The sequence below is a fragment of the Epibacterium sp. ABV4_022 genome, assembly GCF_056159345.1.
Genome location: NZ_JBSWVA010000001.1, coordinates 1,230,935 through 1,251,640, shown reverse-complemented (window position 1 = coordinate 1,251,640; position 20,706 = coordinate 1,230,935). Strand labels below are relative to the sequence as shown.

General features: G+C 65.0%; 21 protein-coding genes. 8 read left to right on the top strand and 13 right to left on the bottom strand.

Translation table 11 applies throughout. The annotated features are described in order from the left end of the window. Positions 1-124 precede the first annotated feature (124 nt). Complete coding sequence (locus tag ACXAF5_RS05995; RefSeq protein WP_474945908.1) at positions 125-634, top strand: GNAT family N-acetyltransferase; 510 nt, start codon at positions 125-127, stop codon at positions 632-634. Positions 635-778: 144 nt separating this feature from the next. On the opposite strand, the gene ACXAF5_RS05990 is transcribed toward ACXAF5_RS05995, so the two are convergent. From ACXAF5_RS05990 to ACXAF5_RS05975, 4 genes are all read right to left on the bottom strand, one after another. Next, positions 779-1,330, bottom strand: coding sequence for a periplasmic heavy metal sensor (locus tag ACXAF5_RS05990; RefSeq protein WP_474945907.1), 552 nt, complete (start codon positions 1,328-1,330; stop codon positions 779-781). Beyond that, positions 1,327-1,743 (bottom strand): hypothetical protein, encoded by a 417-nt coding sequence (locus ACXAF5_RS05985; protein WP_474945906.1) that lies wholly within the window; start codon positions 1,741-1,743, stop codon positions 1,327-1,329. Before ACXAF5_RS05985 ends, ACXAF5_RS05990 begins: the two co-directional genes overlap by 4 nt. Next, positions 1,736-2,359 carry an RNA polymerase sigma factor gene (locus ACXAF5_RS05980; protein ID WP_474947805.1) on the bottom strand — a complete coding sequence of 208 codons (624 nt, stop codon included), beginning with the start codon at positions 2,357-2,359 and terminating at the stop codon, positions 1,736-1,738. The genes ACXAF5_RS05985 and ACXAF5_RS05980 overlap by 8 nt, the downstream gene beginning before the upstream one ends. 73 nt (positions 2,360-2,432) lie before the next feature. After that, the gene (locus ACXAF5_RS05975) at positions 2,433-2,930 is read right to left on the bottom strand and encodes an EF-hand domain-containing protein (protein WP_239323002.1); all 498 of its coding nucleotides are present in this window, start codon (positions 2,928-2,930) and stop codon (positions 2,433-2,435) included. A gap of 268 nt (positions 2,931-3,198) precedes the next feature. On the opposite strand from ACXAF5_RS05975, the gene ACXAF5_RS05970 reads away from it, so the two are divergent. Continuing rightward, positions 3,199-3,618: a DUF983 domain-containing protein gene (locus ACXAF5_RS05970; protein WP_239323001.1), complete on the top strand. Its 420-nt coding sequence runs from the start codon at positions 3,199-3,201 to the stop codon at positions 3,616-3,618. Positions 3,619-3,967: 349 nt separating this feature from the next. Further along, positions 3,968-4,723 carry an NUDIX hydrolase gene (locus ACXAF5_RS05965; RefSeq protein WP_474945905.1) on the top strand — a complete coding sequence of 252 codons (756 nt, stop codon included), beginning with the start codon at positions 3,968-3,970 and terminating at the stop codon, positions 4,721-4,723. A 288-nt stretch (positions 4,724-5,011) separates the two neighbouring features. Here the strand turns inward: ACXAF5_RS05965 and ACXAF5_RS05960 are convergent, their stop codons facing one another. The 3 genes from ACXAF5_RS05960 to ACXAF5_RS05950 are packed head-to-tail and all read right to left on the bottom strand — an operon-like array spanning position 5,012 to position 7,206. Next, positions 5,012-5,914: an EamA family transporter gene (locus tag ACXAF5_RS05960; protein ID WP_474945904.1), complete on the bottom strand. Its 903-nt coding sequence runs from the start codon at positions 5,912-5,914 to the stop codon at positions 5,012-5,014. A 46-nt stretch (positions 5,915-5,960) separates the two neighbouring features. Further along, positions 5,961-6,983: a fatty acid desaturase gene (locus ACXAF5_RS05955; protein ID WP_474945903.1), complete on the bottom strand. Its 1,023-nt coding sequence runs from the start codon at positions 6,981-6,983 to the stop codon at positions 5,961-5,963. Further along, entirely contained in the window at positions 6,976-7,206 is a 231-nt protein-coding gene (locus ACXAF5_RS05950; RefSeq protein WP_474945902.1) for a DUF2061 domain-containing protein, read from the bottom strand. The genes ACXAF5_RS05955 and ACXAF5_RS05950 overlap by 8 nt, the downstream gene beginning before the upstream one ends. A gap of 105 nt (positions 7,207-7,311) precedes the next feature. On the opposite strand from ACXAF5_RS05950, the gene ACXAF5_RS05945 reads away from it, so the two are divergent. Continuing rightward, on the top strand, positions 7,312-8,181 hold the full coding sequence (locus ACXAF5_RS05945; protein WP_239363015.1) for a helix-turn-helix domain-containing protein: 870 nt from the start codon (positions 7,312-7,314) through the stop codon (positions 8,179-8,181). Between the two features lie 19 nt (positions 8,182-8,200). On the opposite strand, the gene ACXAF5_RS05940 is transcribed toward ACXAF5_RS05945, so the two are convergent. Next, positions 8,201-9,427 (bottom strand): MFS transporter, encoded by a 1,227-nt coding sequence (locus ACXAF5_RS05940; protein ID WP_474947804.1) that lies wholly within the window; start codon positions 9,425-9,427, stop codon positions 8,201-8,203. 239 nt (positions 9,428-9,666) lie between these two features. Next, the gene (locus ACXAF5_RS05935; protein WP_474945901.1) at positions 9,667-10,068 is read right to left on the bottom strand and encodes a rhodanese-like domain-containing protein; all 402 of its coding nucleotides are present in this window, start codon (positions 10,066-10,068) and stop codon (positions 9,667-9,669) included. A gap of 171 nt (positions 10,069-10,239) precedes the next feature. On the opposite strand from ACXAF5_RS05935, the gene ACXAF5_RS05930 reads away from it, so the two are divergent. Continuing rightward, positions 10,240-11,286: an aldo/keto reductase gene (locus ACXAF5_RS05930; RefSeq protein WP_474945900.1), complete on the top strand. Its 1,047-nt coding sequence runs from the start codon at positions 10,240-10,242 to the stop codon at positions 11,284-11,286. A 77-nt stretch (positions 11,287-11,363) separates the two neighbouring features. Here ACXAF5_RS05930 and ACXAF5_RS05925 read toward each other — a convergent pair whose 3' ends face one another. Next, positions 11,364-12,395: a GlxA family transcriptional regulator gene (locus ACXAF5_RS05925; RefSeq protein ID WP_239322994.1), complete on the bottom strand. Its 1,032-nt coding sequence runs from the start codon at positions 12,393-12,395 to the stop codon at positions 11,364-11,366. A gap of 134 nt (positions 12,396-12,529) precedes the next feature. Between ACXAF5_RS05925 and bcoG the strand changes: the two genes are divergently transcribed. Both bcoG and ACXAF5_RS05915 read left to right on the top strand, forming a co-directional pair. Further along, a complete protein-coding gene (gene bcoG, locus ACXAF5_RS05920) occupies positions 12,530-13,447 on the top strand; it encodes a 3-dehydrocarnitine:acetyl-CoA trimethylamine transferase BcoG (protein ID WP_474945899.1) in 918 nt (305 codons plus the stop codon). Positions 13,448-13,565: 118 nt separating this feature from the next. After that, entirely contained in the window at positions 13,566-15,038 is a 1,473-nt protein-coding gene (locus ACXAF5_RS05915; protein WP_474945898.1) for a carnitine 3-dehydrogenase, read from the top strand. Between the two features lie 144 nt (positions 15,039-15,182). On the opposite strand, the gene ACXAF5_RS05910 is transcribed toward ACXAF5_RS05915, so the two are convergent. Both ACXAF5_RS05910 and ACXAF5_RS05905 read right to left on the bottom strand, forming a co-directional pair. Further along, positions 15,183-16,895 carry a flotillin family protein gene (locus ACXAF5_RS05910; RefSeq protein ID WP_474945897.1) on the bottom strand — a complete coding sequence of 571 codons (1,713 nt, stop codon included), beginning with the start codon at positions 16,893-16,895 and terminating at the stop codon, positions 15,183-15,185. 61 nt (positions 16,896-16,956) lie between these two features. Continuing rightward, positions 16,957-17,709: an OB-fold-containig protein gene (locus tag ACXAF5_RS05905; RefSeq protein WP_474945896.1), complete on the bottom strand. Its 753-nt coding sequence runs from the start codon at positions 17,707-17,709 to the stop codon at positions 16,957-16,959. A gap of 246 nt (positions 17,710-17,955) precedes the next feature. Here ACXAF5_RS05905 and metG point away from each other — a divergent pair, with 246 nt between their 5' ends. Further along, entirely contained in the window at positions 17,956-19,677 is a 1,722-nt protein-coding gene (gene metG / locus ACXAF5_RS05900) for a methionine--tRNA ligase (protein WP_474945895.1), read from the top strand. 72 nt (positions 19,678-19,749) lie between these two features. Here metG and ACXAF5_RS05895 read toward each other — a convergent pair whose 3' ends face one another. Further along, positions 19,750-20,646: an MBL fold metallo-hydrolase gene (locus ACXAF5_RS05895; protein ID WP_474945894.1), complete on the bottom strand. Its 897-nt coding sequence runs from the start codon at positions 20,644-20,646 to the stop codon at positions 19,750-19,752. Between the last annotated feature and the right edge of the window lie 60 nt (positions 20,647-20,706).

Below are 20,706 nucleotides of genomic sequence, written 5' to 3'. Positions count from 1 at the left end.
CTCAGGGCGGTGACTGGACACACCGCGCCATATGCCGCGACCTGTCGGGGTGCGTGCATCGGATCCGTGCAGCGGGCCACATCCGCCGGTTGTCGAAACGCCGCCAGCCCGATAGCCTTGCGCCATGGCATTCACATTGGACACTCCAACCACGACCCAGGTCCGCCAGATTGCTGCAATCTGGGCGGCGGGGTGGCATGAGGCACATGGTGACATCGTCCCTGCGGAGCTGTGCGCCCTGCGCACACCGCAGAGCTTTCACGACCGCAGCCAGAGCAACCTGGCGCTGACGCGGGTGGCCCGCGACGGCGCCGAGGTGCTTGGGTTCTGCATGGTCAAGGACGATGAGATCTACCAGATGTATGTCGCGCCCCAAGCGCGCGCTGCCGGCGTCGCCGCCGCCCTGATGCAGGATGGGGAAACCCGAATCCGCGAAGCCGGACATCACCGGGCCTGGCTGGCCTGTGCCATTGGCAACACCCGCGCGGCCCGCTTTTACGAGAAATCGGGCTGGAGCCATGCCGGTCGGCAGGTGGTGGATCTGGAGACCGCAGAGGGCGCTTTTCCGCTGGAGATCTGGCGCTTTGAAAAACCGCTCGGCACCGGTGCCGCGCCGCTTGCCACGGGCGCCTGATCGTCGATCCTGCCGGCCCTGCGGGATGCGAGGCTGGCGGGCAGGCGCCCATTGAGCAGACATCCGATGAGATGAGGCGCATCCCCGGCAGGGATCGGACGGCGCGCCCCTGACCGCCCCAACGTGGGGGCGCGCGGCGGTGCCTCAATCCGCGCGGGTCTCGCGCCCGGACGCAGCCCCGTCCTTGCCGCCCCGCTGGCGCGGCTTGCGGAACCGGGCGATGTGTTTCTCCACCCGATCCGCAAAGGCGGCGCGCTCTTGCGGGGTCATATTTTCCAGCTCGGTGATCCAGGCCTCCTGCATGGCGCCGCGGAACTGCTGGATGGATTGCGCCTGTGCGTCGATCCGCGTCCGCAGCACCGCCACATCCAGCGGCTCCGCCCGGATCACGCCGAGCAGGTCGGTCAATTCCGCGATGCGGCGTTCGACGATGTTCTCAAACGGCCCGTCCGCCAGCTGCCGCAGCGCCCGGCGCTGTTCCGGTTCAAAGCTGCGGTACATCACCGCGCCGATCGCCTCGGCGGCGGCGGGCGGCGGCGGCGCCTTGTGGCGTGGACGACGTGGCCCGTCATCGCGCAGCGCCGCCCCGGCCACCAGCCCGACAACCGCCAGGTTGCCTGCGAGCGACAGGGCAAACACCGCCTTCAGCCAGCGCGGCATCCGGGACGAAGCTCTGGGGTCTGATGTCTGTGTCATTGCACATCCTCGGCCAGAACGCTGGCCAGATCGAAGGTTTCATAGGCCGCGTAATCGGCACTTACCGTAGCGGAGGTCGCGAGGCTGTCGAGCCCCGGCGCGCCCAACAGCGCCTCCGGCCCCGCTACGCCGATCCACAGCCCGGTACAGCTGGCCGCCACCAGGCCGCCCACCGCGGGCCATCCGCCAAGGGCGGCCAATAGAAGGCCAAGCGGGCTCCGGTTGCGGTTGGCAGCGGCAGGTCCTGGCGTCGGCGTTGCCCGGAGCGCCTGTTCTGCCGCGGCGGCGGCGGTGATCGAGGACATCAGCCCGTCGGGCACCGCATCGGGACGTGTCGCACGCGCCTCGGCAAAGAGCGTTTCCAGGGCGTCGACGTCCTGCTGCTGGTTCTGGTGGTTCTCGCGATCAGTCATCTTGATACCCCAATTCCTCTCGACGACCGGCCAGAGCCTTGGCCAGTGTCCGTTTGCCGCGCGCGGTCAGGCTTTCGACGGCCTCCACGCTGATCTCCATGATCCCGGCGATGTCCGGGTTTGTCAGTTCCTCGATGTGGCGCAGCACCACCGCCTGCCGCTGCCGCTCCGGCAGGGTCATCAGCGCCGCCTGCAAGGCATCGTGGCGGGCGCTGTTCTGAAGCGTCTCCGCCGCGCCAGCAGCGGGATCCGGCGGCTCGGGAATGGCATCGAGGTCCACATGACCGCCGCGCGCCTTGCGCTTGACGTCGATGCAGAGGTTCATCGTCACCCGGTAGAGCCAGGTCGACACCTGCGCCTCGCCCGGGCGCCAGTCCGGCGCGATCTTCCACAGGCGCAGCATCGCATCCTGGGTCACGTCCTCGGCCTCGGCCCGGCTGCCCAGCACCCGCGTTGCCACGCCCAGCACCCGAGGCGCATGGCGCCGGGTCAGTTCCGTCGCGGCGGCGGGATCGCCATTGGCATAGAGCACCAGCAGGGCGTCATCGCTGGCCGGCGCTTCTGCCGGCGCAGGCGCACGGGGGGCCGGTGCCGACGCAGCCCGTCCGAACCCCATCATGGATGCCCCCCCGGTATGGGGAGGCAGGTGTTTGACGGTCCGCATATGCAGTCTTGCGTCCGGATCCGACTTACTCCGCGTCTGCGCCGTGATCCCGTTTGTCCGGGCCGCCACGGTGATGTTTCTTCTTCATCACGGCATCGAGGATCGCCTGCGCGGTATCGAACTCCGCCTTGGAGATCGTACCATTGCCGTCGGTGTCTGCCCGCTCCAGGATCCGTTGCGGACCTCGGTGCTGCGGCATTTCCTCGGCGCTGAGCGCGCCATCGCCGTTTTCGTCGAACCGTTCGATCATAGCATCGGTGCGTTTGGCAATCCTTTCCTGCGCCCGGGTCGCCAATTCTTCGGCGCTGAGCAGCCCGTCCCCATCCGCATCGGCCGCCGCAAAGCGTTTCTGCCCCTGGGCGGCCAGTTCGGCCTGGCTCAGCGCGCCATCGCCATCGGCATCCAGCTGTTCAAAGGTCGGACGCTCGCGGGCGGGGCCAAAGCCGGGTTTGGCAACCGCAAGGGTCGCCGTGGCGGCGGTGGAGAGCGTGAGCAGAGTGGCAATCAGGATCTGTTTCTTCATCACATCGTTCCTTCTATCAGCCTCAGCAGCACCATGCTGCCCGATGTAGAAGTGAAACGGGCCACGGGCCGCTTTCCGTCGCGGGGGGCGCATTTTTCTGTTGCGGCCGGTTTCGACGTAGCGTCACCTGCCCCCGCCGCGTCACCCGGTCACAGCGAAATACACCTGTGATTTGCATATTTGGTCCAATGTATTGAAACTGAGCATTGCCACAGAGGGAATTCTGCCCGGATTTCGATGCGGCTATTTAAGGTGACGGAGCTTCGAGATGACCCAGACGCACGGCCTCGCCCAGCAAGAGACGCTGACCGACGACCGCCCGACAAAACCCGCACTCTGGAACGGTTGGCGCCAGCGCTGCCCCAAATGCGGCGAGGGCAAGCTGTTGCACAGTTACCTGAAGGTGAATGACAGCTGCGCAAACTGCGGCGAAGAGTTTCACCACCATCGCGCCGACGACGGCCCCGCCTATCTGACCATTCTGGCTGTCGGCCACATCATGGCGCCCCTGATGCACTATATGGCGTTTGAATGGCGCCCCTCGCCCTGGGTGATGGCCTCGGTGTTCTCGGTCACCTGTATCGCCGCGTCGCTCTACCTGCTGCCGCGGCTGAAGGGCGTGGTGGTGGCCTATCAATGGGCGAAGCGCATGCACGGGTTCGACAAGGCCGCACGATCCGCCGGCTGATGCCGCATCGCTGACGCCCCCCCCGTGGCCCGCAGGCCCGCGCGGGCGTGCGCGCCCCGGGGGCAAGACGGGACCCTCGGCGAGGGCACCGGCGCGTACCCCGCCGCACGGCCGCTGCCCACCCCGGGTCAGCGGGATCAGATCCCGCTGACCCTGTTTCTCGGCGTCGTTTGATCAAAATCCGGCCCCCGCCCCTTTTCTTTCCCCGCCAAAGACAGGAGACTGTCGCCAGCCCCCGGCGGGCGCAGCATCGGCGCGACAGGACCCTTGGCCAGAATCGCTTGGGCCAGATTGTTTGGGCCAGATTGCTTGGGCCGGTCGGGCCGGTGAGGACAGGAGGACCAGAGCCATGACAGGCACCCCAGGCAATTCGGGCAGCGCGAGCGGGCCGCACGGCGGCATGCCCGTGGACAAGGCCGCGATCCGCGATGCCGCCACGGTGATCGCGGTGCGCGACGGCGACAGCGACGATCCGCGGGTGCTGATGGGGCAGCGCGGGGCCAAGGCGGCCTTCATGCCCAACAAATTTGTCTTTCCCGGCGGGGCGATGGATCTCGGCGACCGTCACATCCCGCTGGCGGCAGACATCCCGCCCCCCTGTCGGGAGCGGTTGCAAGCCGATGGCGGCGCCGAGGTCTGGCAGGCGCTCTGTGCGGCGGCGACGCGCGAATTGTGGGAGGAAACCGGGCTGATCCTGGGATGCCCCGGCACCTGGAGCGGAGAGGTGCCGCCCGACTGGCAGAGCTTTGCCGCCAGCGGCCATGTGCCGGATGCCTCCGCGCTCAGCTTCGTGTTCCGCGCCCTGACCCCGCCCGGCCGTCCGCGCCGCTTTGACGCGCGGTTCTTCCAGGTGGCCGCCGAAGCTTTGGTAGGGGACCTGGATGATTTTTCCCGCGCCTCGGACGAGCTGTCCCATCTCCAGTGGATTCCGCTCAGCCAGGTGCGGCGCTTTGATCTTCCGTTCATCACCGAAGTCGTGCTGGCGGAGGTCGCGGCCAACCTGCGCAGCGGCACCCGCCCCGAGACCACCCCCTATTTTCTCAATGACGACGAGGAAAGCCTGTTCCTGCAGTTGCACGGACGACCGATGGCGGGGCGGGATTGACCCAGCCGCGCGGGTCGCAACCGCAGGCGTCCGTCAACCTCGGTGACCGGGGGCGCTCCCGCGCCTTCGGCTGCACGCCCTTTGGGGCAAAGGGCGCACCGCCAGTCAGTCTTGGGCCGGGCAGCCAGCCCCTTTTGAAAAAAGGGGCTGGCTGCGGCACCGCGCGGAACGCGCGGTGCCAGGCCCAACGGGAGCACGGTGCCCCTTTGCAAAAAGGGGCGCAGATGCGACGGGCGGGAGCCCCCCGGGCGACACAGCGCCACGCGGGTGCGGCTCGCCAGCGCCCGTTCAGATCGCCAGGATCAGGGCCAAGATCGACAAAACCAGAAGCCCCATGCCGAAGATTTCACGCCGCGTCACCTCCTCGCGGAACACCAGCAGGGACGCCAGCAAAGACAACAGCAGCTCCACCTGCCCCAGCGCCTTGACATAGGCCGCATTCTGCAGCGTGAAGGCGAGAAACCAGCAGAAAGACCCGCCCATGCTGGTCAGCCCCACCCAGACCGCCACCCGACGTGCCGCCCAGACCCGCGCAATCTCGCCCGGGTCGCGCAGCGCCAGCCAGACCAGCATCATCACCGTCTGCAAGCAGACCACCACCGCCAGCGTCACCGCCGCGCGCAGCACCGCGTCCGGCTCCTGCAATTGCAGCGATGCACCCCGATAGCTGACCGCTGAGAACGCAAACAGCACCCCCGACCCCAGCCCCAGCAGCGGGGCGCGGCCGCTCATCTGACGCCAGAGCCCTTTGGGGCCGTCCTTTGTCTTTGACAGGACCAGCACCGCGACCAGCCCGATCAGGATCGCCAGCCAGCCCAATGCCGAGACCTCATCCCCCAACACCACCAGCCCAACGATGGCGGTCTGGATCACTTCGGTTTTCTTGAAGGTGATGCCGACGGCGAAATTGCGTTGCTTGAACAGCGCCACCACGCAGACCGTGGCCAGGATCTGCGACAGCCCGCCGATGGTGGCAAAGCCCCAGAACCGCAGCGACAGCGCCGGCAGCTCCGCTTCCGTGCTGGCCACATAGGCCCAGAGCGCCAGCAGGATCACCGGCGCGGAATAGACAAACCGCGAAAACGTCGCCCCCGCGGCGCTGAGGGTGACCGCGCTCAGCACCTTTTGCAGCATGAAGCGGATGGTCTGAAACGTGGCGGCGGCGAGGGTGACGGGGATCCAGAGCGGCATCGACGAACCTTGGTGTCAGACTATCACATGCCGCTCTTGTGCCCCCTTACTCCGGCGATTTCCAGAGCGGATGCGGCACCGGATCCTTGGCCCGCAGGGCAAACTGCCGGAACACGCTGGCATAGCTGGTCAGCACATAGCCGTCATTGCGGGCCTGAAACCGGCTGCGGTGACGCCGGTAGAGAGCCGGCAACCGGTGCCAGGCAACGCCGGGATAGAGGTGGTGCACAATGTGGAGGTTGTTGTTCAGGAACAGAAACCCCAGCACCATCCCCAAAAGGCCGCGGCCTTCGACGATCGCGGTGCGGCCATGCATGTCCTCATGCGCGCGATGCTCCAGATAGGTGCGAATCTTCAGCAGCGCGAGGCCGATATAGGCCGCACCCAGATAGGCCAGCACCGGCAGCGCCGACAGCGACACAACCCACAGGACCAAGGCAGCGCCCAGTGCATGCAGCGCCCAGTCGCGCAGGATGCCCGGCGTGCCCCGGCGCATCAGCCGCCAGTCCATTTGCATAAAGCTGATCTGCCCGATCACCGGCCCCAGCAGCATGCGCCCCAGTAGCGTGTTGTTGACCCGCAGCAGACGCTGACGCCAGGCGGGCAGCTGCGCCCAGACCTCCGGGTCCTGGAAATTGCTCTCCGGGTCGTCATAGGGATCGGTCAGGTTCTCGTCCTGGTGATGTTGCAAATGGGTGTCGCGAAAGCGGCCATAGGGCACCGCGAGGTTCAGCGGCAGGAATACCAGCGCTTCATTCAGGCGGCGGCTGCGGAAGGGATGACCATGCAGCACCTCGTGGCAGAGCGAGGAATGCAGCGCCACCGTGACCCCGGCCAGCCCCACCGCCAGCACGGTGGAGAGCTGCGCCAGACCAAACAGCGCCCCGGCCCAGACACAATGGCAGGCCACGATCAGCGCGAAGGTGCCCCATTCGGGATGCGCCGGCAGCGCGGCGCGCGCCGCGACATCTGCGGGATCGACCGCCTCGGCCGCCGCGCCCCCCGCCCCCTGTGCAAGCGGGTCGTTCAACAGCGCGGCCAGTTGCTCTTCCTCGGTGAGGTCACGCATGCCGGTGGCCTCCGGTCTGATGGCCAAGCCGGCCCCAGGAAATGCGCGCCCAGACCCGCTCGTAGATCAGGTATGTGGCGAACCCCAGCGCGGTATTCACTGCGGCCATCTTGCCGCCCGCGCTGACAGAGCCGGTGGCGAGAAATCCCACCAGCGTCATCGAGACCAACCCGATCACATTCCATACGACAGCCTTCACGAGGGAGCGCCCACGCGTTTCCATAATGCCTCCTGATTTTTTGTGTGTGGTCACATTAGCAAGAGCCGAAGCTGTGCAGAATTCCGTATGTGATTAACAAAATCCATCAATGGTGATATAAGTCACCACATGAGGGAAAATATCGACAAGCGTCTGCGCGCCACGCAGTTTCGGGACCGTCTCAATCGCGCCCTGCGCGACAGCGGCCTGAGCCAGAGCGCCCTGGCGCGGGAAACCGGTGTGGACCGGTCCACCATTTCACAGCTGCTGACCGACGAGGGCGCGCGCCTGCCCAACGCCCATGTGGTGGGCGCCTGTGCGGCGGTGCTCGGGGTTTCGGCGGATTGGCTCCTGAGCCTGTCGGACCGACCGGAGAGCGCCGCCGAGCTGCTCGCCTCCTCGATCGCCATGACCGAAGCCCCCCGGGCGCTGGTGGACGAACGCATCTACGAGTGGCACCGGGAGGCGGCGGGCTACAAGATCCGCCACGTGCCCGCGACCCTGCCCGACATGCTGAAGACCCGCGCGGTGCTGGAATGGGAATACGCGCCGCATCTGGGGCGCACCGCCGATCAGGCCATCGGCGCCTCGCAGGACCGGCTGACCTGGATGCAGCAGGCGGGGTCGGATTACGAGATCGCCATGCCGATCTACGAGATCGACAGCTTTGCCAAGGGCGTGGGCTATTACGAGGGGCTGCCCGCAGAGATCCGGATCGAGCAGCTGGAACACCTAGAGCAGCTGACCACGCAGCTTTATCCCCGGCTCCGGATCTATCTCTATGATGCCAAGCGGCTCTATTCCTCGCCGCTGACCATATTCGGCCCGCTGCTGTGCGTGTTCTATGCTGGCAGCCACTATATGGCCTTTCGCGACCGAGAGCGGATCGAGACCTATACCGGTCATTTCGACCGGCTGGTGCGCGAGGCGGACATCACGGCCCGGCAGATGCCGCGCCGGGTGCGGGCGCTCAGGGCGCAGATCGGGGGAACGTCGTGATGCGGCGCGCGGGGTCGCCCTACTGCCGCCCCTCACGCGCGCGCTTCAGCATCTTGCCGATGGTGAACGACGTGCGCGGCGCATAGACGTAGCGGGTGCGTTCCGTCGGGGTGGCGCGGCTGCGCATCCGGGCAAGGCCAAAGACGATCAGCCCCGCATGGCCCACGGCGATAAACACAAACAGCGCGCCGGGGCCGAAGGCCTCGATCAGGGCGGAGGCCAGAAGCGGTGCGGCGATGGCGCCGCTGGCATAAAAGAACATCAAGGCCGCCGACAGCTCCACCCGTTCTTCGGAGGTGGCAAAATCATTGGCGTGGGCGGCCGAAACCGAGAAGATCGGCACCGTGGTAAGCCCGAAAAAGGCCGCCGAGACCATGATCGCCAGGGTGCCGCCGCCGCTTGCCGGCAGGGTCACCGCGCAGGCCAGCATCGACACGCCCGATAGCCAGATCAGCACCCAGCGGCGGTCGAATTTGTCCGCAAGCCAGCCCACGGGGTATTGCGCCAGCGCCCCGCCCAGAACAAAGGCCGCGAGGAAAAAGGCGATCTGGTCGATCATCAGGCCGACCTCCTGGCCGTAGATCGGCCCCACCATCCGGAACGATGCGCCGCTGAGCGCCGAAACCAGGACACCGGCCACGCCAAGGGGCGAGCAGCGCCATGCCAGCCCGGGGCGCAGGCGCGGCGCAGAGGGCATCTTGGGCTGGCTGGCGCGGGTCATCATCAGCGGCAGCAGTGTGGCACAGCACAGGATCGCCAACAGATTGTACGAGATGTAATTTGCGGGTGGCAGCACCGCGATCATCAGCTGCGCCGCCAGCGAGGCGCCGGTATCGGCAATCCGGTAGAGCCCCGAGGTCCGGCCCCGGTTTTCATTGGTGACCTTGGCGTTCAGCCAAGCCTCGATCACCGTGTAACAGCCCGCCACACAAAGGCCCGAGGCAATCCGCATCGCCGCCCAGGCATAGGGGTTGTCGGTGAGCGTATGTGCCAGCAGCCCCATTGCACCAAGCGCCGTGCAGACCGCAAAGGCGCGCGAATGCCCGACGCGCCCCATCAGCCGGGGCGTCCACCAGCAGCCGATGAAAAAGCCCAGGAAATGCGCCGAGCCCAAAAGACCGATCTGGCGGTTGTCGAACCCCATCGCCGCACCCGAGAGCGCATCCAGTGGCCCCACGCCCCCGGTAGAGAGCTGGAGCAGAATGACGGACAGAAAGAGGGCGGCAAAAGAGAGGATCGTGCGCATAACAGGCCCGACCATACGGATTCGTCCGGCCGGTGCAGTCGTGTTTTCGACGGGCGGGGTCGTTTTTCTGGTGCTGTGGCCAATCCGGCGCGGATGTGCCCCCTGCCCCGCGCGGCGCCAGCCGTCTCAGGCCGCTCGGCACAGCGCCGGACGCCACGGCAGGCATCGCACCGCCGCACCGCTGCGTATGTGACCGCACGCCGGTCCGGCGGCGCGCGTCCCTGATGATGTCGCCGGGACTACCAGTGATAGGGCGACAGCGGACCCTGAGCGTCCATCCAGCCGTCGAGGCCCCCCTTGAGGCAATGCACATTCTGCAGCCCCATGGTCTCGGCCTGATGCGTGCTCAGCGCCGAGCGCCAGCCGTTGTCGCAGTAGAAGATGAACATCTTGTCGCGGCCAAAGACCTCCCGCGCGAAGGGGCTGTCCTGATCGAGCCAGAATTCCAGCAACCCGCGCGGGCAGGAATGCGCGCCGGGGATGACACCGGTCTTTTCCAATTCGCGAAAGACACGGAGATCGATGAATTCGGCGTCGCCCGCCTCTTGCAGCTGTTGCGCATCCGTGACCGGGACGAAGGAAATTTCGGCCTCTGCTTCTGCCACGAGATCCTGATGGGTCTTGGTGGAAATGAAAGTCATGCGTGCCTCCTTGGTCTGGAAGGGGATGCGAGAAGTATACCACGGCACACAACCTGAACGCGCAACAAAGCTACCAAATGGTTAATGTTTGGGCAGGTCGGGGGCATCTGCTTGCATCGCGTCCCCGGCGGGTTAGGGTCCGCGCGACACCGCATTGCAGGAGAGCACGAGATGAAGATGAACCGGCTTGGCCGCACCGACATGATGGTCACGGATCTGTGCCTGGGCACCATGACCTATGGCACCCAGACCGACGAGGCGGATGCCCACGCGCAGATCGACATGGCGCTGGATGCGGGGATCAATTTCCTCGATACCGCAGAGATGTATCCGGTGAACCCGATCCGGTTGGAGACATTGGGGCGCAGCGAGGAGATCCTCGGCAGCTGGAATGAAAAGACCGGCCGGCGGGGGGAGTACATTCTTGCTACCAAACATTCCGGCGAGGGATCGGTGGCACGTGACGGCGCGCCGATCACGGCCCAGACCATCGGGGCAACGGTCGAGGCGTCTCTGAGGCGGCTGAAGACCGATTACATCGACCTCTATCAGTTCCATTGGCCCAACCGCGGCAGCTATATGTTCCGCAAGAACTGGACCTATGATCCGACCGCCTCAAGCTATGACCGCGCGCAGGTGATTGCGGATATGGAAGACTGTCTTGGCGCGTTGCAGGCGCAGGTCGACAAGGGCAATATCCGCGCCTTTGGCCTCTCGAACGAGAGCGCCTGGGGCACGGCACAATGGCTGCGTCTGGCCGAAGAGGGCAAAGGCCCGCGTGTGGCTTCGATCCAGAACGAATACTCTTTGCTGTGCCGTCTCTATGACACCGATCTGGCGGAGCTGAGCCATTACGAGGATGTGGGGCTGTTGTCCTTCTCGCCCTTGGGGGCGGGCTATCTGACCGGCAAGTATCAGGGCGGTGCGGTGCCGGACGGGTCGCGCAAGTCGATCAACGCCACCATGGGCGGGCGTCAGTCGGATCGGGTGGAGGCTGCGGTGGCGGCCTATCTGGCGATTGCCGCCGATCACGGGCTTGATCCGGTGCATATGGCGCTGGCGTGGTGCCGGACACGGCCCTTTATGGCCTCCGCAATCTTTGGTGCGACGGATGTGGACCAGCTGGCGCATATCCTGGAGGGCGCTGATCTGGAGCTGGCGCCGGAGGTTCTGGCCGAGATCGACCATGCCCATCGTGCCCATCCGATGCCCTATTGAACAACGGGAGGGGGCGCTGCCCCCTCTTGCCCCAAGGGGCAATTCACCCCCGAGATATTTATAAAAAGCTGAAGGGGCTAGTTGGTGCTGTGGCTGGCGTGGCTATTGGCCTGCAGCGCCGGATAGCTTGCGAAGGCCGTCTCTGCCCCGCTCTGCCGGAGTTCACGCGCCGACAGGCCATGGGCGGTGCGGAAGGCGCGGGCGAAGGTGGATTGCGAGGTGAAGCCGGTGGCCACTGCAATCTCCATCAGGGGCAGGTTGGTGTCGGTGACCAGACGGCGGGCCTCGGCCAGGCGCAATTGCAGGTAGTGGTCCTGCGGCGTTGTATTGAGGCGCAGGCGGAATTGCTGTTGCAGGCTGCGGGGGCTGGTGCCCAGAACCTCGGCGATTTCCGCCAGGGGTTTGGGGTCGTCCAGAGCCGCTTCCATGATCGCATTGGCCTTGGCGGTGAGGGCGTTGTGTTTGTGATGGCCAAGACGGCTTTGTCCGCGCTGGGGCGCGGAGATGCCGTCGTAGAGGAACAGCCCGGCAACGCGTGAGGCAAAGCCGTGGCCGTGGCGCGCGCCGATGATATGCAGCATCATCTCGATCGCCGGCGTCGCCCCGCCGGAGGTCATGCGGCCCTCGGAGACGGTGAAGCGGTCGGTGCGGCAGTGAATGTCGGGAAAGCGGGCGGAGAAGTTTTCCAAGTCTTCCCAATGGGTGGTGGCGGCATGACCGTCCAGCAACCCGGCTTCGGCCAGGAGCCAGGGCCCGCCGTCGATGCCCGCAAGGGTGGCGCCGGTGCCTGCGATGCGGCGCAGACCGGCCAGCAGGCTTGGGGTGGCGTGGCGGGCCAGTTGGAAGCCGGCCACCACGATCAGCAGATCACAGCCATCCAGCCGCGCCAGCGGTGTGGTGGGCACGGTGAGGCCGGAGGTGAGCATCGGCGCCTCGGCCGTGGCGCTGATATAGTCCCAGTCGAAGGCCGCGCGTCCGGCCAGCCGATTGGCGGCACGCATCGGGTCCACCGCCGCGGCAAAGGAGAGTGTGTTACACTCATCCATCACCAGAACGGCGGTCTTGAGGGGGCGGTTCTCCGGCTGGAGGATGTTTTTTGCGGATTTCATCAACTTCGATTCGCTTCGCGTAAACTCTTGCCGCCAAGGCTGAGCGAGAGTCAGGATCAGCGCAAATTGGAATCCGGGGAGAAGCCTGGGGATAACCCGTGGCACAACCCTGTACATCAGAGGGAAAATCAAAAATGCCGCTTTCCATGAACCGCGAGGTCTTTATCACCTGTGCCGTGACCGGCTCCGGAGGGACGCAGGATCGCAGCCCGCATGTGCCCCGCTCGCCCAAGGAAATCGCCGACAGCGCCATTGCCGCTGCCAAGGCAGGCGCGGCGATTGTGCACTGCCATGTGCGCGATCCCGAAACCGGCGCGCCCTCGCGCGACCTTGGGCTGTATCGCGAGGTCACCGACCGTATCCGCGACAGCGACACCGATGTAGTGCTGAACCTGACCGCCGGCATGGGCGGCGACATCACCTTTGGCGGGGTGGAGAGCCCGCTGCCGGTGAACACGGCGGGCACCGACATGATCGGCGCCACCGAACGGGTGGCGCATGTGGCCGAGTGCCTGCCGGAGATCTGCACGCTGGATTGCGGCACCATGAACTTTGCCGAGGCCGATTACGTCATGACCAACACGCCCGGCATGTTGCAGGCGATGGGCAAGATGATGACGGATCTGGGCGTGAAGCCGGAGATCGAGGCCTTTGACACCGGCCATCTGTGGTATGCTAGGCAGCTGGTGAAGGATGGTGTCCTTGAGGCGAACGCGCTGGTGCAGCTGTGCATGGGGGTGCCATGGGGTGCGCCCAATGACCTCAATACCTTTATGGCGATGGTCAACAATGTGCCTGATGATTGGAACTGGTCGGCGTTCTCGCTGGGCCGCGATCAGATGGCCTATGTGGCGGCCTCGGTGCTGGCGGGCGGCAATGTGCGTGTAGGGCTGGAGGACAATCTCTACCTCGACAAGGGCGTGCTGGCGGAGAACTGGCAGCTGGTGGAGCGTGCTGGCACCATCATCTCCAACCTCGGTGCCCGGGTGATTTCCCCGGCAGAGGTGCGCACGCGGCTCGGGCTGACCAAGCAAGCGCCCGTCGCGAAATAGTCAGAGGTCGAGGAAGGGGGAGCGCCGGTCTGGCCCGTCGAGGGCCAGACCGGCGCGGATCCTGGCCGCAGGCCAGGACCCCCGCTCAACTCCACCCTTTTGTATTGAGGACAACGAGATGAAAACAGCAGCAATCATCGGCGGCGGTGTGATCGGCGGCGGCTGGGCGGCGCGCTTCCTTCTGAACGGGTGGGACGTGCGTGTCTTCGATCCCGACCCGGAGGCGGCGCGCAAGATCGCCGAGGTGATGGAAAACGCCCGCCGCGCCTTGCCGGGCTTGGGCAATGTCGCCCTGCCGCCCGAGGGCACGATGACCTTTCACGACACCATCGAGGCAGCCGTTCAGGGCGTCGACTGGGTGCAGGAAAGCGTGCCGGAGCGGCTAGATCTGAAGCAGAAGGTTTATGGCGAATTGCAGGCGCATGTGCCGCGCGGCGCGGTGATCGGCTCGTCAACCTCCGGCTACAAACCCTCGCAATTGCAGGAGGGGTTCACCAACGCCGCGCAGATCCTGGTCGCGCACCCGTTCAACCCGGTCTACCTGATGCCGCTGGTTGAGGTGGTCACCACCGAGGCAAACAGCCCGGAGATTATCGCCAAGGCCAAGGAGATCATCAACGCCATTGGCATGTATCCCTTGCACCTAAAGAAGGAAATCGACGCCCATGTGGCGGATCGCTTCCTCGAGGCGGTCTGGCGCGAGGCGCTCTGGCTGGTCAAGGACGGCATCGCCACCACCGAGGAGATCGACAACGCCATCCGCTATGGCTTTGGCATCCGCTGGGCGCAGATGGGCCTGTTCGAGACCTATCGCGTCGCAGGTGGCGAAGCCGGGATGAAGCATTTCTTGGCCCAGTTCGGCCCGGCGCTCAGCTGGCCCTGGACCAAGCTGATGGATGTGCCGGACTACAATGACGCGCTGGTGGACCTGATCGCCGGTCAGTCCGACGCGCAATCCGGACATCACTCGATCCGCGAGCTGGAGCGCATCCGCGACGACAACCTCGTGGGCATGATGCGCGCGCTGGGCGCCAACGACTGGGGCGCGGGCGCGCTTCAGAACGCACATGATGCGGCGCGCATGCAGGAGGCGGGACTGGCGCGCAGCATGGATGACCTTGCCGATCTCGCACAGCCGATCCTGACCCAAAATCGCACCGTGCCGCTCGATTGGACCGACTACAACGGTCATATGACCGAGAGCCGCTATCTGGATGCGTTTGCGCAATCGACCGACCGGCTGATGGAGATCATCGGCTGTGACGCCGACTATATCGCCTCTGGCGGCAGCTATTTCACCGCCGAGACCCACATCCGCCATATCGACGAGGTGCACGCGGGCCACCCGATCCAGGTGAGGACCCGGGTCATCATGGGTGCGGGCAAGAAAATGCACCTCTGGCACGAGATGTATGAGGGCGACCGGTTGCTGGCGACGGGGGAGCATATGCTCTTGCATGTGGACCTGAAGACCCGTCGCTCCGCCCCGCCCGCGGCACAGATCGAGGCCAATCTGACGAAGATCGCGGCGGCACATGAAGCACTGCCTGCGCCCGAGGGACTGGGCCGCGCCATTGGTGCGCCTCGGTGAGCAAACCTGCCCGGGCGCTGTAGACACAAAAACGGCGGTGCGCGGTGTGCCGGCTGTGGATCAGATAGGAAGGGCTAGCCCGTGGCCGGCCCTTCCTGATGTCTCAACGCATCCGTGCACAGTATCTCAGTGCACCTCTAAATCTCAGTGCACCTCTGAGGCCTTCGCTGCATCGGTGGCCTCCGGATCGGACGCGACGTCGGCAGCGACTTCGGGGGCGATGTCAGTGCCGTCCAGCATGCCATTCACCACGCCGGACACGCCGTCCTCCATGGAAATGCCCAGCTCACGCCCCAGCGTTTTCAGTGCGGGCATCTGCACCGCCATGCCCATGATGGAATCCAGCGCCTGATTGACCACGGGTTTGTCGCCAGAGGCCCCGGCGCCGGCACCTGCGCTGCTGTAGGCCGCGCCGCCGCCGACGCCACCGACCTGATGGATCTTGATCGAGTCGATTTTCTCGGCCGGTTTCACCATCTCTGCAATGATCGAGGGCATCGCCTCGATGCGGGCGAGGTCAACCTTCATGCGCACCAGTTCCGGCGAGAGCGCATTGTCGGCCTCGACCAGCGCGCGTTTACCTTCGGCCTCCGCCAGCATGTCGTTCTTCTTGGCCTCCGCGCGAATGTTAAGCGCATCGGCCTCGGCCTGGGCTTCCTCGCGGCGGGCTTCGGCGCGGTCGGCGGCGGCTTCTTTTTCGGCCTGTGCGGCCAGACGAATGCCGGTGGCCTGACGTTCCGCCTCGCGGGCAGCCTCGATCAGAACGATCTGCTTCTGACGCTCGGCCTCGGCCACCTGACGGGCGGTTGCCACGGCTTCGGTTGCTTTGGTCGCTTCGGCGCGGGCCATATCCGCCGAGGCGCGGGCGCGGCTTTCTTCCTCGGACTTCTGCGCAATGATGACCTGACGTTCCTGTTCGGCCACCTCAAGCTCGCGCTCCTTGGTGATCTCGGCCTCGCGGATCTTGCGCTCGCGCTCGATCTCGGCAGAGCGGATGGCTTCCTCACGGGCGATGCGGGCGCGTTCGGTTTCACGCACCGAGTCCTCGGTCCGGGCGGCGATTTCCGCCTCCTGCGCCACGCGCATGGTTTCCACCTGCTGCATCTGTTCGATACGGGCCTGCTGTTCGTCCTGATCGATCAGCAGTTTCTGGCGTTCCCCTTCCATCGCGGCGCGGCGCACGGCGACCTCCGCCTCCGCATCGATCTGGGCGCGTTCTTTTTTCGAGGTGGCGATCACCTCGGCCAGTTTGCGCATGCCCACCGCGTTAAAGGCGTTGTTTTCATCCAGCGCCTCAAACGGTGTCTGGTCGAGCGCCGTAAGCGAGACAGATTCCAGCGACAGACCGTTTTTCAGCAGATCCTCGGAGACTGCGTTCTGCACCTCCTGCACAAAGTCGGCGCGGTTTTCATGCAGCCCGTCCATGGTCATCTGTGCGGCCACCGCGCGCAGACCGTCGATGAGCTTGCCTTCGATCATCTCGCGCAGCTGTTCCACATCAAAGGTCCGGTCGCCCAAAGTCTGTGCCGCGCGCGAGATGCCTTCTTCGGTGGCCATCACCGAGACGTAGAATTCCACGCCCACATCGACCCGCATGCGGTCCTGGGTGATCAGCGCAGCCTCGCCCGAGCGCTGCACCTCCAGACGCAGGGTCTTCATGTTGACGGGGCTGATTTCATGCAGCAACGGGATCACAATGGTCCCGCCATCCATGATGACCTTTTTGCCGCCCGAACCGGTCTTCACCAGGCTCACCTCGCGGGTGGCGCGGCGGTAGAGTCGCCCCAGAACAAGCCCGATCAGGGCCACAAACATCAATATGGTGATCACGCTCACCAGCAGGAATGAAAAGTCCATCCCAAACCTCCTTCAGGTCAAAGTTACGTTTAAATTCAAGGTGGGGCTGCCCCCGCGCGGCTCAGTCAGAAAGCGGCACGAGAACATATCGTTCGGCGCGTCGGTCACGGATCACCAGCACCTCGGTGCCCTGGGTGATCTCATCCTGATCGCTCAGAGGTTCGGCGCGCAGGTAATGGGCGTTGCCAAAACGGTCCATGACGCGAACCTCGGCGGGGCGCCCGCGCGAGGCGGTGCCCTGGGTGACGGTTCCTCGGCGGCGCCCGAGGGACCCTTCGGACAGGGCTTCGGTCTTGGTCTGTGGCAACAGCCGCGCAAAGACCGCGCCGAAGCCACGCGCAAACCACAGGGCCAGGATGCCCGCGGGAATTGCCACCAGCCCAGCCGGGGCAAAGATCTGGAACAGATCCCGGAGGCTGAGTTGCAAGGCCATGCCCGACAGGCCAAAGGCCATCAACGCAGAGCCGAGCCAGATCAGAAAGGGCATGCGCCCGATGCCGAGCCAGCTGAGCACGCCGCCCCCGCCGGAGACCTCTGGCGCGGTTGCGGGGGCTTCCGCCTCCAGCCCTTCCAGCCCGTCGATGTCGAGCGCATCCAGATCAACGCCATCCAGCGCATCCAGATCGACGCCGCCAATATCGAGATCCGCATCCAGCTCCACGCCGCCGGGACCCTCCAGATCGGCGTCGCTGTCGCCGGCCAGAAGGCTGCCCCCGAGCAGCAATGCCAGAACTTCCATCCCCACCAAACTAAGCAAAAGCGCCAGTGCCATGGTGAAAGGGGCAAAGGCCCCGTCGAGAAGAAGATCTGTCATCCGTATATAAAATCCAACTTGTATGCCATTGTATGCAATCTATATGTTCACGCACCCGTGAGGATTCAAGGGATTGGGGTTCAAAATCGCCCTCAACCTCCTGCAAGCGCCCTTGGGGGTCAAGGTGAAGAGCGCCGCCGGCGCAGCAGATTTGCCGCTTTCTTCGCGCTGCCGGATCACATGGGGTTTTCGTACCTTCCCGCATGGGATAGACGAGCGGCCAGACAAGCGACGTGGATGGACGATATGGCCCGAATTCTCATCACCTCGGCACTGCCCTATATCAATGGGATCAAGCACCTCGGCAACCTCGTGGGAAGCCAGCTGCCTGCCGATCTCTATGCCCGCTACAACCGGGGGCGCGGTCATGAGGTGATGTTCCTCTGCGCCACCGACGAACACGGCACCCCCGCCGAACTGGCTGCTGCCAAGGCGGGCAAACCCGTGGCCGACTATTGCGCCGAGATGCACGAGGTCCAGGCCGACATCGCCAAGCGGTTTGGCCTGTCGTTTGACCACTACGGACGCTCCTCCAGCCCGCAGAACCACGCGTTGACCCAGCATTTCGCGGGCAAGCTGGAAGAGGCCGGGCTGATCACCGAAGTTTCGGAAAAACAGGTCTATTCCAACGCCGATGGCCGCTTCCTGCCCGACCGCTATATCGAGGGCACCTGCCCCAACTGCGGGTTCGAGAAGGCGCGCGGCGATCAATGCGAGGAATGCACCAAGCAGCTCGATCCGACCGACCTCATCAACCCGCGCTCGGCGATCTCCGGGTCCACCGACCTTGAGGTGCGCGAGACCAAGCACCTGTTCCTGCGCCAATCCGCAATGCGCGACCAACTGGACCAGTGGATCGACTCCAAGACCGACTGGCCGGTGCTGACCACCTCGATCGCCAAGAAATGGCTGCATGACGGCGATGGGCTTCAGGACCGGGGCATCACCCGTGACCTCGACTGGGGCATCGCGGTCAAGAAAGGCACCGAGGACTGGCCCGGCATGGAAGGCAAGGTCTTCTACGTCTGGTTCGACGCGCCGATCGAATATATCGCCGCTGCTGGCGAATGGGCCGAGGCACACGGCAAATCGGATGCGGACTGGGAACGCTGGTGGCGTACCGACAAGGGCGCGGATGACGTGAAATACGTCCAGTTCATGGGCAAGGATAACGTCCCCTTCCACACCCTGTCCTTCCCCGCGACCCTGCTGGGATCGGGCGAGCCGTGGAAGATGGTGGATCACCTCAAGTCGTTCAACTACCTGAACTATGACGGCGGCCAGTTCTCCACCTCGCAGGGGCGCGGTGTGTTCATGGATCAGGCGCTGGAGATCCTGCCGTCGGATTACTGGCGCTGGTGGTTGCTGTCCCATGCCCCCGAAAGCTCTGATGCGGAGTTCACATGGGAGAACTTCCAGCAATCGGTGAACAAGGATCTGGCGGATGTGCTTGGCAACTTCGTTTCGCGCATCACCAAATTCTGCCGCTCGAAATTTGGCGAGCAGGTCCCCGAGGGCGGCGCATGGGGCGAGCAGGAACAGGCCCTGATCGAGGAGCTCTCCACCCGCATCGGCGCCTATGAGCGCCACATGGAAGCGATGGAAGTGCGCAAATCGGCGCAAGAGCTGCGCGCGATCTGGGTTGCGGGCAATGAATACCTGCAATCTGCCGCGCCGTGGTCGGTGTTCAAGGAAGACCCTGAACGCGCCGCTGGTCAGGTGCGTCTGGGCCTCAACCTGATCCGCCTCTATGCGGTGCTGTCGGCGCCCTTCATCCCCGATGCCTCTTATCGCCTGTTTGAGGCATTGGGCACCGAGGATCGCAGCTGGCCCGAAGACGTCGCCGCAGCGCTGGCCGCCCTGCCCGCAGGCCATGCCTTTACCGTGCCGGAGGTGCTCTTTGCCAAGATCACCGACGAGCAGCGCGAGGAATGGCAGGCGCGTTTTGCCGGCGGACGCGACGCCTAAACCCCGCGCATACATGCAGAGAACAAAGAAGAGGCCGCCCTGTTCCGGGCGGCCTTTTTGCATCTGCGCGCATCAGAGGGCAATCTGTTCGCCCTCGTTCAGCACGTGAAGCGACCAGCCGGGGGAGCGGGCTTGGTGCAGGCGCTGCATCACCTCCGGCCCTTCGCGATAGAGGGAATAGGTTGTGTGGTGCACCGGCAGAACCGAACGCGCGCCCACTTGTGCGGCAAAATCCATCGCCTGCGCCCCGTCCATGGAAATTTGCCCCAGCGCGCCCTCGCCGCCGACCGCGCCGATATGTGGAATGAACAGATCCGGAGTGTCTTGCTGGGCCAGCGCCTGCGCCACCGGTGCGGCATGGAACGTATCGCCCGCCCAATACAGACGCTGCACCTGCGCGCCACGGCGGGCCTCGATCATATAGCCGTTGCCAAGCCCCAGCACCGCCGAGATTTGCGGATTGAGCGAATGCACCGCAGGCAGGGCGGTGACCCGGACCTCACCACTGGGGCCGTTGAACACACGCGTCGCCCCGTGCCGCACGGCCTGTGCGCCATAGCCCTGCTGCCGCAGATGCTCCGTGTCATGCTCCGGTGCCAGCAAGGGCAGGCTGCGGTCCAGCCAGGCTTGGGCTTTCTGGTCGAAATGATCCTCGTGCAGATGGCTCAGGAGCACCAGATCCGGGCTGCTGTGCTTCAGCCCCGGAAAGGGCGTCAGCCGGGCGTGGGTCTTGATGTTTGGGCCTTTGGCAAGGTCAAACATCTCATTGGGGTCCCCCATCACAAAGGCCTCTTCTCCCTCGCCAAGGCAGGGATCGGTGAGAATACGCAGGCCTGCGGCTTCGATCTCCATCATCGCGCCCCCCAGCCAACGCACCGACAGGGGGGCCGCCGCACTGCGCACGGTGGCGGGCAACAGGCTCGCTGCGGCAACCGCAACACCGGATTTTAAAAAGCTACGTCTGTTCATCTGCTTCTCCACTTTTGATGAAGCGGATGTAACCCCTCGCATAGGGCGAAATAATCGCCA